This window comes from Enterobacter sp. FB, assembly GCF_000805795.1.
Classification (GTDB): Bacteria; Pseudomonadota; Gammaproteobacteria; order Enterobacterales; family Enterobacteriaceae; genus Enterobacter; species Enterobacter roggenkampii.
This window is the reverse complement of record NZ_JSZC01000013.1, coordinates 101,072-114,598: the sequence shown is the minus strand read 5'-3', so window position 1 is coordinate 114,598 and position 13,527 is coordinate 101,072. Positions and strand designations below refer to the sequence as shown.

Annotated in this window: 10 protein-coding genes and 2 pseudogenes; 4 read left to right on the top strand and 8 right to left on the bottom strand. The window is 58.1% G+C overall.

The window, feature by feature from the left end:
* Window positions 1–60 precede the first annotated feature (60 nt).
* The gene (gene ampH / locus PI91_RS07400) at window positions 61–1,221 is read left to right on the top strand and encodes a D-alanyl-D-alanine-carboxypeptidase/endopeptidase AmpH (RefSeq protein ID WP_008503291.1); all 1,161 of its coding nucleotides are present in this window, start codon (window positions 61–63) and stop codon (window positions 1,219–1,221) included.
* A gap of 2 nt (window positions 1,222–1,223) precedes the next feature.
* On the opposite strand, the pseudogene PI91_RS07395 reads toward ampH, so the two are convergent.
* Both PI91_RS07395 and PI91_RS07390 read right to left on the bottom strand, forming a co-directional pair.
* Window positions 1,224–1,754 (bottom strand): annotated as a pseudogene (locus PI91_RS07395) (helix-turn-helix domain-containing protein); the annotation flags it as partial.
* A pseudogene (locus tag PI91_RS07390) lies at window positions 1,754–2,707 on the bottom strand (autotransporter outer membrane beta-barrel domain-containing protein); the annotation flags it as partial. The pseudogenes PI91_RS07390 and PI91_RS07395, both read right to left, overlap by 1 nt.
* A gap of 453 nt (window positions 2,708–3,160) precedes the next feature.
* Between PI91_RS07390 and hemB the strand changes: the two are divergent.
* Both hemB and PI91_RS07380 read left to right on the top strand, forming a co-directional pair.
* Window positions 3,161–4,135: a porphobilinogen synthase gene (gene hemB / locus PI91_RS07385; protein ID WP_039265809.1), complete on the top strand. Its 975-nt coding sequence runs from the start codon at window positions 3,161–3,163 to the stop codon at window positions 4,133–4,135.
* 127 nt (window positions 4,136–4,262) lie between these two features.
* Complete coding sequence (locus PI91_RS07380) at window positions 4,263–5,963, top strand: lysophospholipid acyltransferase family protein (RefSeq protein WP_025912605.1); 1,701 nt, start codon at window positions 4,263–4,265, stop codon at window positions 5,961–5,963.
* 106 nt (window positions 5,964–6,069) lie between these two features.
* Here the strand turns inward: PI91_RS07380 and tauD are convergent, their stop codons facing one another.
* From tauD to mmuP, 6 genes are all read right to left on the bottom strand, one after another.
* Window positions 6,070–6,918: a taurine dioxygenase gene (tauD, locus tag PI91_RS07375; RefSeq protein ID WP_032674235.1), complete on the bottom strand. Its 849-nt coding sequence runs from the start codon at window positions 6,916–6,918 to the stop codon at window positions 6,070–6,072.
* A complete protein-coding gene (gene tauC, locus PI91_RS07370) occupies window positions 6,915–7,742 on the bottom strand; it encodes a taurine ABC transporter permease TauC (protein WP_039265807.1) in 828 nt (275 codons plus the stop codon). The genes tauD and tauC overlap by 4 nt, the downstream gene beginning before the upstream one ends.
* Entirely contained in the window at window positions 7,739–8,506 is a 768-nt protein-coding gene (gene tauB, locus PI91_RS07365; RefSeq protein WP_023293187.1) for a taurine ABC transporter ATP-binding subunit, read from the bottom strand. The genes tauC and tauB overlap by 4 nt, the downstream gene beginning before the upstream one ends.
* A gap of 10 nt (window positions 8,507–8,516) precedes the next feature.
* Complete coding sequence (gene tauA / locus PI91_RS07360) at window positions 8,517–9,479, bottom strand: taurine ABC transporter substrate-binding protein (protein ID WP_039265806.1); 963 nt, start codon at window positions 9,477–9,479, stop codon at window positions 8,517–8,519.
* A 224-nt stretch (window positions 9,480–9,703) separates the two neighbouring features.
* Window positions 9,704–10,636: a homocysteine S-methyltransferase gene (gene mmuM, locus PI91_RS07355; RefSeq protein ID WP_039265805.1), complete on the bottom strand. Its 933-nt coding sequence runs from the start codon at window positions 10,634–10,636 to the stop codon at window positions 9,704–9,706.
* Window positions 10,623–12,023 (bottom strand): S-methylmethionine permease, encoded by a 1,401-nt coding sequence (mmuP, locus tag PI91_RS07350; protein WP_008503244.1) that lies wholly within the window; start codon window positions 12,021–12,023, stop codon window positions 10,623–10,625. Before mmuP ends, mmuM begins: the two co-directional genes overlap by 14 nt.
* Before the next feature lie 363 nt (window positions 12,024–12,386).
* Between mmuP and PI91_RS07345 the strand changes: the two genes are divergently transcribed.
* On the top strand, window positions 12,387–13,496 hold the full coding sequence (locus PI91_RS07345) for an AI-2E family transporter (protein ID WP_008503245.1): 1,110 nt from the start codon (window positions 12,387–12,389) through the stop codon (window positions 13,494–13,496).
* Window positions 13,497–13,527 lie beyond the last annotated feature (31 nt).

The following is a 13,527-nucleotide window of genomic DNA, read 5'->3' as shown; positions in this document are numbered from 1 at the left end:
GTACCGATTAGTAGTATAAATACCCATTACTTTCCTCATTCACTTCATGGATGCTTTTCGTTGAAACGTTGTCTGCTCTCTTTTGCCGCGCTGTGTGCGGTGAGCTTTTCTACCGCCCAGGCAGCCCAACCGCTGACGGCTCCCGTTTTAGCTTCAGATATTGCCGATCGCTACGCGAACCTTATCTATTACGGCAGCGGCGCGACCGGTATGGCGATGGTCGTTATCGACGGAAACCAGCGTGTATTTCGCAGCTTTGGCGAAACGCGCCCGGGCAATAACGTTCACCCGCAGCTGGATTCCGTTATCCGCATCGCATCCTTAACCAAGCTGATGACCAGCGAAATGCTGGTGAAACTGCTCGATCAGGGCGTGGTGAAGCTCGACGATCCGCTCAGCAAATACGCGCCGCCAGGCGCCCGGGTCCCCACGTATCAGGGTACGCCGATCCGGCTTGTGAACCTTGCTACCCACACCAGCGCCCTGCCGCGTGAACAGCCAGGCGGCGCGGCGCATCGTGACGTCTTTGTCTGGCCAACGCGCGACCAGCGCTGGAGCTACCTGAGTACCGCCACGCTGAAGGCGGCACCGGGTTCGCAGGCCTCATATTCAAACCTGGCGTTTGACCTGCTGGCGGATGCCCTCTCAACGGCGGCTGGCAAACCCTACACCCAGCTGTTTGAAGAGCAGATCACCCGTCCGCTGGGCATGAAAGACACCACCTTTACCCCGTCCCCGGACCAGTGCCGTCGCCTGATGGTGGCGGAGAAAGGCGCCAGCCCCTGTAATAACACGCTGGCGGCCGTGGGCAGCGGCGGGGTTTACTCCACGCCTGGCGACATGATGCGCTGGATGCAGCAGTTCCTTTCTTCGGATTTCTACTCTCGCAGCAGCCAGGCCGACCGTATGCAGACCCTGATTTATCAGCGTACTCAGCTGCATCGGGTCATCGGGATGGACGTGCCGGGTAAAGCCGATGCGCTCGGCATGGGCTGGGTCTATATGGCACCGAAAAATGGCCGGCCGGGGATTATTCAGAAAACCGGCGGCGGCGGCGGATTCATCACCTATATGGCTATGATTCCGCAGTCGAACGTGGGCGCGTTTGTGGTGGTCACTCGCTCCCCGCATACGCGTTTCGTCAATATGAGTGACGGTGTTAATAACCTGGTGGCGGAATTGAGTGCCAATAAAGCCCAGGTGCTTACCGCATCCAACTGAGATTAATATTCCGTGGGCAAGCGGTTGATGCTGACCAGCTTGCCCCGGCTCATATTGATATAATTTCCCTGCCGCAGGGCGGCCAGAACTTCGGCAACAACAGAACGTGAAATGCGTGTGCTTTGCTGAATATGATTCATCACACCGATTTTTGAACGCAGCGTTTCATCCCACTCGGCCATATTAAGCAGCATCGCGCGGATCTGGTGATAGGAGTTATTGCCAACCAGCTGCTTATCGCGCTTCTCAAGAATGTAATTTATCCAGGATAACCAGCTGAAGGCCTCTTTCCACAGTGAAAATTGCTGGATTTGTTGTCGGGTAGTTTCTGTGGATAAATAAAAACCGGTACAGGCCGTTTTAGCAATCACTCTGTATTCCTGTGAATGGTTAATCATCACCGTAGCCAGACCAAAAATAAAGGGGGCAGTCGCAATCCCCACCAGAAGTTCATCAGAAGGGCGATAGATCTCAATAACGCCGGTTTGTAATATGATCGTGCGAGGCTCATTCGATTCGCCCGACGTAATTAATTATAGACGCCGTCTTCGGTGGTATCGGTTGCCGGATCGCCGTTCGGGTAGAAGTTGTTGTCGAAGGTGCTGGAGAACAGGATGTCGCCCGTAACGGTGGAGTGATCGAACGTGGCAGCGGTCTGCATCGCGTTATCAGACGCGCTGGCGGTAACAATCAGCGCGGCATCATCTGCCCCTGTCGCGTCGGTTTCACTATAGTCGCTCGGCTTCGCGGTCTGACCGTAGAATCCGCTGGTACCTAAATCGCGGTACGCACCGGAAGTCAGTACCGAATCTTTTACCAGTAGCGTGTCGGTAAAGACCTTGCTGCTGTTGGCTACGCCTTCAACGCCGTCGTACGGGGTATTATCCCGTTCCTGATACCCCTGCGTCAGGGTAATCCCCGCGACGTGAGAATTATTCTGGATAACAATATCGGATTCCACATCCAGGGTAATCGCATTACCCATATCATAGGTATCCAGATAGTGTCTTTCCGTATTTTCCCCATTCACAACATCATACGCATAATGTTCATACGTATCGTTAATGGTGGAATTATCAACGGTCAGGCTAAAACGATCGTATTGAGCATGTTGGGTGCCGTCGGCATCCAGACCATCAGCACAGGTGGCGGTCATACACTGAGAGGTAATCATGCCATTAATGGTGCTGTTGGAAATACTCAACGCATTCGCCCGACCATTGATGCCATCATCGAGATAGTACGTTGAAATAACACCATTCACGGTGGTTTTATTAATCACCGGGTAAATATCACCATCGTGGATGGCATCTGAGAAATCCCAGTCGGCATAGCCATAATACCAGGGAGTGGTCGCTGTATTATCGTATCCGAAGGTATTATATGTCGTACCGGAAATATCCTTCGCATTGGCCTGAGAAGCGATAGCCAGGGTGCAGGCTAATGCAAGTTGAGATACAACGAGTTTCTTTTTCCATGTTTGCATTGGGTCATCCCTCCTCAGGGACGTAAGCAAGTTTGTCCATCAATGAATTTGCAATATTTAATTGCGGAGGGAATTATGCAGTTTCATTTCGAAAAGGTTCAATGAATGTTTCCATTAAGTACGCATTCAGACAAAAAACAGATTCAGACCACAACGCACAGGGCGTCATAAAATAAATATTATAAAAACAAAATGTTAATGCACGGGCAAAGCAATCAGGGAAATATCATAAAAAATAATAAATCATTTTTAATGATACATTCATTTCCATATAGAAATAACACAAATATCTCATTCTTCTCTCAGCGTTATACTGTCCTGCATTATATATTATTGGTAACAGGCAAACTCTTCTGCTGCATTTCGCAAAAGCAAAATGCCCACTTTAGTAAAACACCCGTCGCCACTTTGAGGTACACTAGCCCTCTTTGTTCCACAAACATCAGGCATACCATGACCGATTTAATTGCACGTCCCCGCCGTCTGCGTAAGTCACCTGCACTGCGCGCTATGTTTGAAGAGACAACCCTGACCTTAAACGATCTGGTGTTGCCGATTTTTGTTGAAGAAGAGATCGATGACTACAAAGCCATCGAGGCCATGCCGGGCGTCATGCGCATTCCGGAGAAATATCTGGCGCGTGAGATCGAACGTATCGCCAACGCGGGGATCCGCTCGGTGATGACCTTCGGCATCTCCCATCATACCGACGCCACCGGCAGCGACGCGTGGAAGGAAGATGGCCTCGTCGCCCGCATGTCCCGCATCTGCAAAGAGACGGTGCCGGAAATGGTGGTGATGTCCGACACCTGTTTCTGTGAATATACCTCTCACGGCCACTGCGGCGTGCTGTGCGATCACGGCGTGGATAACGATGCCACCCTGCTGAACCTCGGCAAGCAGGCGGTCGTCGCGGCCGCTGCGGGTGCGGACTTCATCGCACCGTCTGCGGCGATGGACGGACAGGTTCAGGCGATTCGTCAGGCGCTGGACGCGGCCGGTTTCACCGACACCGCCATCATGTCCTACTCCACCAAATTTGCCTCCTCCTTCTACGGCCCGTTCCGTGAAGCAGCCGGCACGGCGCTGAAGGGCGATCGTAAAACCTATCAGATGAACCCGCTGAACCGCCGCGAAGCGATTCGTGAATCCCTGCTCGATGAAGCCCAGGGCGCAGACTGCCTGATGGTAAAACCGGCTGGCGCATATCTTGATATCTTGCGCGACATCCGCGAACGCACCGAGATGCCGCTGGGCGCTTACCAGGTGAGCGGCGAGTACGCAATGATCAAGTTCGCCGCGCTGGCAGGGGCGATCGACGAAGAGAAAGTGATCCTTGAAAGCCTGGGCGCGATCAAACGCGCCGGCGCGGATCTGATCTTCAGCTACTTCGCCCTGGATCTGGCCGAGAAGAAAATTCTGCGTTAATCCGCTTTAGCGCCGGGTGGCGGCTTCGCCTTACCCGGCCTGCTCTCTGCTCAAATCTTCACCCAACTGCAATACAACCGACATCTGCGCCTTCTACTGTCTTCGCAAGACGGCAGGAGGAGTGACCATGTTTAGCCTCGATAGCGTTCTCGACGATCTTTGGCCTCAGGCGAGGCCCGCACCCTGGCAAAAAAGTCTGTTAAAAAGACTGTTCTACGAAGACGAGTTTCAGCAGTTTGCCGCCGCCCACCGCCATCTGAAAGGACTGGATATGGTGGAGCAGGTTCTGGAACACCTGGATATTCTCTGCACCGTTTCCGCCCGCGATCTCGAACAAATCCCCGAACATGGCCCGCTGGTCATCATTGCCAACCACCCGACGGGTACGCTGGACGGTCTGGCGTTGCTGTACGCCGTCTCCCGCGTGCGGCGCGACGTTAAAGTCGTGACCAACCGGATGCTGACCCACCTTGAGCCCCTCAGCTCGCTGTTTATTCCGGTGGACAATATGGGTGGCAGGACGGCGAAGTCGTCGCTGGTGCAGATGGAACAGCACCTGCAAAACGCGGGCGTACTGATCTTCTTCCCGGCAGGCGAAGTGTCCCGCCCCACGCGCAAAGGCATTCGCGATAAGAAATGGCACTCTGGCTTTATCAAACTCGCCGGCAAGCTGCGCGTCCCGCTGCTGCCAGTGCATATTCAGGCGCACAACAGCCTGCTCTTTTACGCCAGCACGCTGGTCTCCCCGACGCTGTCGATGCTGCTGCTGATGCAGCAGATGTTCCGCCGCCGCCACAGCCAGCTGCCGATTAAAATCGGCCAGCAGATTGCGTGGCATCACTGGCACAGCGCCACCCTTTCGTCGCGTGAGATGGCCGAGCAGTGCCGTCAGCACGTGATGCGTCTTGGCAAGGGAGTGCCCGGCGTCTTTAAAACCCAGTGCGCGATTGCCCGTCCGGAAGACCGGGCCACTTTGAAGCGCGCGCTGGCGCAGGCCGAATCTCTGGGCAAAACCAGCGACGGGAAAACCATCTATCTTTGGCAGCGCAACGGTCAGGAAGACGCCCCGCTGCTGCGGGAGCTGGGCCGCCTGCGCGAGATTGCCTTTCGCGCGGTGGAGGAAGGGAGCGGCAAACGCCGGGACACCGACAGCTACGACGATGATTATCTGCACCTGATCCTGTGGGATGAGGAGGATCTGGAGATCGTCGGCGCGTATCGCTTTATGCCGACGGCCATGCAGATCGAAAAGCGCGGCGTTGAGGGGTTGTACAGCTATAGCCTGTTCCACTACGACGACAAAATGCAGGACGTGCTGGCACACGGCATTGAGCTGGGGCGCAGCTTTATTCAGCCGCGCTACTGGGGGCGCCGCGGCCTGGACTATTTATGGTCCGGCATTGGGGCGTATCTGGCGCGTTATCCGCACTACCGCTACCTGTTTGGCCCGGTCTCGATTTCCGGTGGCTTACCGCCTGCCGCGCGGGATCTGCTGGTGGCATTTTACCGCCTGTGGTTCCCGGCGACGCATCCGCTCGCCGCCTCGCGCAAGCCCTATCCCGCGTCCCTGCCGGACGTGCTGGCGCAGTTTGGCGGCGTGGATTACGTGGACGATCTGACGAAGCTGAAATCCCTGCTCGGCAATCTTGGCTGCGGCATTCCGCCGCTCTACAAGCAATATTCCGAGCTGTGCGAGCCCGGCGGCGTGCAGTTTATTGATTTTGGCAGCGACCCGGCGTTCAACAACTGCGTTGACGGCCTGGTGCTGGTGGATTTGTGTTACCTGAAGGCGAACCGCTATCAGCGGTATATTGAGGCGCACCTTTAAATGTGCGGTATTTTGTAGGCCGGGTAAGGCGTAGCCGCCACCCGGCAATTGTGCCCCGTTTTCGCCGGGTGGCGCTGCGCTTACCCGGCCTACAGGTACTACAGGATCAGGGGCGGTAAAACGGCTTATCGCCCAAAATTGTCGCCCGCTGCATAATCCGGCGCTGCGGCAGATAGTCCGCATTGGCATAATGCTGCGTCACGCGGTTATCCCAGATCGCCAGATCGTTCTCCTGCCAGCGCCAGCGCACCTGGAACTCCGGCTTGGTGATATGCGCGAACAGGAAACTGAGCAGCGCCTCACTCTCTTTTTCCGTCACGTCCACGATGCGCGTGGTGAACCCTTCGTTGACGAACAGCGCCTGCTTGCCCGTCACCGGATGGGTCCGCACCACCGGGTGCAGCAGCGGAGGATGTTTCGCCACCGCCTCCTGCCAGCGCTGATGCTCTTCTTCCGTTTTACGGTACTTGTACTCCTGGAACGATTTTTTGAAGTCGTGCTCCGCCCGCAGCCCGCTCAGCAGCGTCCGGAACGGCTCGGAGAGCGCCTCATACGCCGCAATGCCGCTGGTCCACAGGGTATCGCCGCCGGTTTCTGGCAGCAGCTTCGCCGCCAGAATCGCCCCGGCGGGCGGCGTCTCGATAAAGGTCACATCGGTGTGCCAGTTATCGTTATCCGGCGGGTTATCGTTGTGGGTGTCGAGGACGATAATCTCCTCCACCCCTTCCGCATGCGGATAGACCGGGTGGATATGCAGATCGCCAAACCGCAGGGCCAGCGCGCGCTGCTGCTGCGGGGTGATCGCCTGTTCGCGCAGGAACACCACCTGATGACGCAGCACCGCGTGGTACAGCTGCTCGAACTGGTTATCGCTCAGCGGACGGGTCACATCCAGGCCCGATACCTGTGCGCCAATGTACGGCCCCAGCGGGGTAATGGTCAGACGTTCACTCATTGTATTTCTCCATGCCAGGGCGTCAGACGGCGCTGTAACGCGCGCAGCCCCAGTTCTAATCCGAAGGCGATCGCGGCGATCACCGCGATCCCTGCCAGCACCACGTCAGTCGCCAGGAACTCTCCCGCCGACTGCACCATAAACCCAAGGCCGCGCGTGGCCGCAATCAGCTCCGCCGCCACCAGCGTGGACCAGCCCACGCCGAGGCCGATGCGCAGCCCGGTTAAAATCTCCGGCAGTGCGCCCGGTAAAATCACGAACAGCAGCACCTGCGTACGGCTGGCCCCCAGCGACTGCGCCGCGCGGATCCGCACCTGCTGGGCGCTCTTCACGCCCGCCAGCGCCGACATGGCCACCGGGGCGAAAATCGCCAGATAGATCAGCAGGATTTTTGAGGTTTCACCGATGCCGAACCAGATCACCATCAGCGGCAGATAGGCCAGCGGCGGGACCGGGCGGTAAAGCTCAATCAGCGGGTCGAGGATGCCGCGCACCGTCGGGCTCAGCCCCATCGCAATCCCCACGGGAATGCCGATAATCACCGCCGCCAGCAGCGCCACCAGAATGCGCGCCAGGCTGGCACCTAAGTGCTGCCAGAGCGTGGCATCCATAAAGCCCTGCGGCCCGGCGATGGTAATGAGTTTGGCCAGCACCTGTCCCGGCGGCGGCAGAAACAGCGGGCTGACCCACTGCAGGGCAGCAACCGCCCACCATAACGCCAGCAGCACCAGAAGCGTACCGACGCTCAGCGTAATTTGACGTGAGAAAGGCCAGCGCAGCGCCAGACGCGTGCGGCGCGTTTTTTCACTGAAGACGATGCTCATGAGAAGGCCTCCCGCTGTTCAAACACGCGGCTTAAGACGTACTCACGCTGTTCGATAAACAGCGGATCGGATTTGATGCTGCGCACGGGTTCCCCCGCGACGTAGCGGCGGGCGAATTCCAACGGCAAGCGCTCCAGCACGCGGCCCGGCCCCGGGGACAGCAGCACCAGCTCGGTGGCCATAAACACCGCCTCTTCGATATCGTGGGTAATCAGCAGCACCTGCTTGCCCGTCTCATGCCAGAGGCGCAGCAGCAGGGTTTGCATCTGCTCGCGGGTGAAGGCATCCAGCGCCCCGAACGGCTCGTCCAGCAGCAACAGCTGCGGATTCGCGGCCAGCGCGCGGGCAATCCCGACGCGCTGCCGTTGGCCGCCGGAAAGCTGCCAGATATAGCGTTTTTCCGCGCCTTCCAGCCCCACTTTTTTCAGCATCGCCCGCGCCGTTTCCAGCCGCTGTTCGCGATGGATGCCCGCAAGCTGCAGCCCAAACGCCACGTTTTCCTGCACGTTGCGCCAGGGAAGCAGGCCTTCATTCTGGAAGACCACGCCGCGCTCGGCGCCGGGGCCCTCCACCTTTTTGCCTTCCAGTTGAATGGTGCCATGCTGATAAGGGACAAACCCGGCGATGAGATTCAGCAGCGTGGTTTTTCCGCACCCGGACGGGCCCAGCACCACCAGCAGCTCACCGCTGTCCAGCGTCAGGTTGATGTCCTGTAAGGCGGGTTTACCACCGTAATCGGCAGACAGATTTGTAATATTCAGCATGGCGAACTTCTTATTTCACAAAACGATCGGTCACGTACAGGCTGTAATCCGCCGCTACTGCGGGCACTTTGCCCTGCTCCTTCAGGAAGGTGGCGGTATCCACAATCGCTTTGTTAACCGGCCCGGTCAGCTGCTGCACCTGCTGCGCGGGGGTCAGATAGGTATTGCCCTTCACCAGCCCCGGCACGTCCGCTTCCGGCACGCCGCTCAGGCGGGAGAGTTTTTCCAGGTTGGCGGGCTGCTTCAGCCATTCATCCGGGTTACTGATGTACGGCTGCTGGGCGTCAATCGCGCTTTTCGCGAAGGCTTTGACTACCTCAGGATGTTTCTCGGCGAAGTCTTTACGCACGACCCACACGTCGAGGGTTGGCGCACCCCACTGGCCCACTTTTTCGGAGTCGGTCAGCACGGTGCCGTCTTTTTCCAGCTCGTTCACTGCCGGAGCCCACACATAGGCCCCGTCAATGTCGCCACGCTGCCAGGCCGCGATAATCGCCGGCGGCTGGAGGTTGATGATTTGAACCTGACCCGGCTTGATGCCCCAGTGTTTCAGCGCCGCCAGCAGGCTGTAGTGGGTGGTGGAGATAAACGGCACGGCGATGCGTTTGCCGATCAGGTCTTCCGGTTTGGTGATGTTTTTCTTCACCACCAGCGCTTCAGAGTTACCGAGCTGCGAGGCGAGCAGGAACACCTCAATCGGCACCTGCTGGCTGGCCGCAACCGCTAGCGGGCTGGAACCGATATTGCCGATCTGCACGTCGCCGGAGGCTAACGCACGCACCACGGACGCGCCGCTGTCGAACTTGCGCCAGTCGACCTTCGCGCCGCTCTCTTTGGCAAAGGTGTTATCCGCCTGCGCGACTTTCGCCGGTTCCGCAGAAGTTTGATACGCGACGGTGACGTCCACCGCCTGCGCCTGAAATGCCCACAGCGCCAGTGCGCCGAGTAGTGTGATTCGCGATGAAATTGCCATAGTGCCTGCTCCCCTTGTTGTTATGAGGGCAGTATTTCCAACGCGGGAATTTTGATAAAGGAATAAAAATGAATCGCTCATAACGATTCGTTTTTAGATAAAAAATGGGAAAGGATAGTTGGTTTTATGCGGTTGTTTTATGCCGGGTGGCGCTGCGCTTACCCGGCCTACACATTGTGCAATCCGTAGGCCGGGTAAGGCGCAGCCGCCACCCGGCAAAAAACTCAGCGCTTCGCGTTAAGCTCAGCAATATCCTTCGGCGTGGTGCGACAGCAGCCACCAATCAGCTTCGCTCCGGCGTCCAGCCACTGGGGCAGATACCCCGCCAGCGTCTCACACGCTTCGCCGTGGTGGTGCCAGGTTTTGGTCACCGCATCATAATGCTCGCCCGAGTTCGGGTAAACCACCAGCGGCAGCGACGTCAGGCTCTGCAGGTGCTTCAGCGCCGCCGTGGTATTTTCCAGCGCGATACAGTTAATGCCCAGCGCGACGATATGCGGAGAGTCGGCCAGCACGCTGACCACGTCACGCAGCGGCGTGCCGTCGCTCAGGTGCTCGCTGTCCCGCAGGGTAAAGGAGAACCACGCCCGGGCGCGGGGATACCCGGCCAGAAGGGCCGCCAGCGCCTTAATCTCAATAAAAGACGGCAGCGTTTCGCAGGCCAGCAGGTCAGCGCCCGCGTCCAGCAGCGCTTCCACGCGCGGGCGGTGGAAGGCAGTAAACTCCTCAGCGCTGCGCACGTAATCACCCCGATACTCTGAGCCATCCGCCAGATAGGCACCATACGGCCCAACGGAGCCCGCCACCAGCAGCGTGCCCGCATGCGGGTTTTCGGCCAGATACGCTTCACGCGCCTTTCGCGCCAGCTCCACGCTTCTGCCAATTAGCGTTCGGGACTGCGCCTCGTCCAGGCCGCGGGCCGCAAAGCCCGCAGGCGTGGCCTGGTAGCTGGCGGTGATCGCCACCTGTGCCCCCGCGCGGTAGTAATCAAGGTGCACTTCCCGGATAAGCTCCGGGTTTTCCATCAGCACTTTGGCAGACCAGAGGCTGTCTGCCAGGTTACAGCCGCGCGCTTCCAGCTCCGTCGCCATCGCGCCATCCAGCACCACAAACGGCTGCTTTTCAAGGAGGGCGGTAAGCGGATTATTCTGCGACATGTTCAGGCTCCTGCGATGTCATATTTCGGGTCAGGTAGTAGGCACCATAACACAGGGCGACAAACGGAATCCCGCAATAAAGGGCAATGCGCTGGCTTGGGTCAAACCACAGGCCGACGCAGGCCACCACGCAGAGGATAAAACCGAGCACCGGCACCAGCGGATACCACGGCGCACGGTACTGCAGCGCAGAGAGCGGCTGGCCGGACTGCAGATGGCGACGACGGAAGACGAAGTGCGACGCACAGATGCTGATCCAGACGGCTACCACCGCAAAGCCAGAAATCGCCGAGAGCGCGACAAATACCGTGTCCGGCGCCACGACGCTTGAGAACAGCGCCAGCACGCCGCCGAGCATAGAAACCGAGAGCGCCGTCAGCGGCACGCCGTTTTTGTTCACGCGGGCAAAGCAGCGCGGGAGCGTTTTCTCATTAGAGAGCGACCATAGCATGCGCCCGGAGGCATACAGCCCGGAGTTCGCCGCCGAAAGGATCGCCGTCAGGATCACGAAGTTAAAAATATCCGCCGCGTAAGGAATACCGACCTTTTCAAACACCAGCACGAACGGGCTCTTTTCCACACCCGCCTGCTGCATCGGGATCAGCGCCGCCAGCACAAACACGGTACCGATAAAGAAGATAATGAGGCGCGCAATGGTGGTGCGGATCGCGACCGGAATCACCTTGTGCGGATTTTCCGTTTCCCCTGCTGCGATACCGATGAGTTCGGTCCCGGAGAAGGCAAAGTTCACCGCCACCATGGTCATCAGGATCGGCAGGCCGCCGTGCGGGAACCAGCCCTCGGCGGTGATGTTGCTTAAGCCCGGCGCGGGTGAACCGTCCTGCATCGGGATAAAGCCAAAGACCGCCGCGCCGCCAAGAATAATGAAGGCGATGATGGTGATGACTTTCACCAGCGAGAACCAGAACTCGCCTTCCGCAAAGAAGCGCGTGGAAATGACGTTCAGGCCAAAAATCACCACGCAGAAGACCACGCACCACGCCCAGACGGGCACCTGCGGGAACCAGTACTGCATGCAGAAGCCCGCGGCGGTAAAGCTCGAACCGAGCGCCACCGTCCAGGTGAGCCAGTAGAGCCACGCCACGGTGTAGCCCGTCGCCGGGCCAAGATAACGCGCGGCATAGACGTGGAACGCGCCGGTTTCCGGCATCGCCACGGAGAGTTCGCCCAGACACTGCATCACCAGCCAGACCACCAGCGCGCCTATCAGGTACGCCAGCAGCGTGCCCGCCGCCCCGGTCGTGGAAATGATGTAGCCGGTATTGAAGAATAACCCTGTCCCAATCACGCCACCCAGCGAGAGCATGATCAGGTGGCGTGTTTTCATGGTGCGCTTAAGCTGCCCATTTTCTTGTTGTGTTTGCATATTACCTTCTATACGTATGGACATCTAAACATCCAAAGAAGGTGTGTTATACCGCGATTGTTAATAAAAAGCTAGATGACCAGACGCAAACGGGCGCGCCGCGCGCTGAGTCTGGGGTGGGTTGTGAGGATCACATACAGGATAGGACGCCAGGCCATAAGCACCTCCGCAAGCAGATACTTACAGCATGGTGCGGGAAAAGTCGATCTTCGGTCAGTCGAAAGTGGTATCCGTAAAGCGCGAAGTCATACCGTAACACTCCCCGTAGGACGGGTAAGGCGCAGCCGCCACCCGGCGCAAGGTTGGTAATTCTCACAATCAGTTCTATAGTCGTCACAGTTTCTTAGTAACCAGGACTGACTGATGCGCTTTAACGGACTGACTAAAGGTTTCTTTATTTTCATTCTCGCCCTTGTGACCTGGGCCTTCTTCGACGTGCTGTCGCCCTACTTCTCCGCGATACTGTGGGCCGCCATTCTGACCGTAATCTTCAATCCGGTAAAAAACAAGCTGCGCGCCGCGCTGGGGGATCGCAACGGGCTGGCCTCGCTGTTGACCATCGGTATTATCTGCCTGATCGTCTTTATTCCGCTGATGGTGATCCTCTCCTCGCTCGCCATTGAGCTGAACGTGGTTTACACCAAACTGCAGGAGAACAATACCCAGTTCCCGGAAGTGGTGGCGAGCATCTTCAACCACCTGCCTGACTGGGCCAGCGGCTTCCTCGCGGATCACAACCTGACCAACGCGGCGCAGATCCAGAAAAAACTCTCCGACGTCGCGCTGCAGGGCGGACAGTATCTGGCGGGCAGCGCGTTCCTGATCGGCAAAGGCACCTTTGGCTTTGCGATTAGCTTCGGCATCATGCTGTATCTGCTGTTCTTCCTGCTGAAAGACGGCCCGTATCTGGTACGCCAGATCCTCGACTCCCTGCCCCTGTCCGATTTTGCCAAGCAGCATCTGTTCGCCAAATTCGTCGGCGTGTCGCGCGCCACGGTAAAAGGGACGGCGGCGGTGGCCGTGGTTCAGGGCATCCTCGGCGGGATTGCCTTTGCCATTGCCGGTATCGACGGCAGCGTGCTCTGGGGCGCACTGATGGCGTTCCTTTCCCTCGTGCCCGCCATCGGCTCGGCGATTGTCTGGGTGCCTGCCGCTATCTTCCTGTTCGCCACGCACCAGATCTGGCAGGGGCTGTTTATTGTCGGCTTCTTCGTGATCGTCGTCGGGCTGGTGGATAACATCCTGCGCCCGCTGCTGGTGGGGAAAGACACCAAAATGCCGGACTATCTGATTCTGATCTCTACCCTCGGCGGCATGGAGCTGTACGGCATTAACGGCTTTGTGATTGGGCCGCTCATCGCCGCGCTGTTTATCGCCTGCTGGAACCTCTTCTCCGGTCGCGATCACGAAGGCAACGCCGAAGAGCTGGACGCGGATTTCATCGAAGAAGGAAAAAATCCTCCAGATTTGTAAGGACGTGACGATAAAGACCACACCAGGCGGC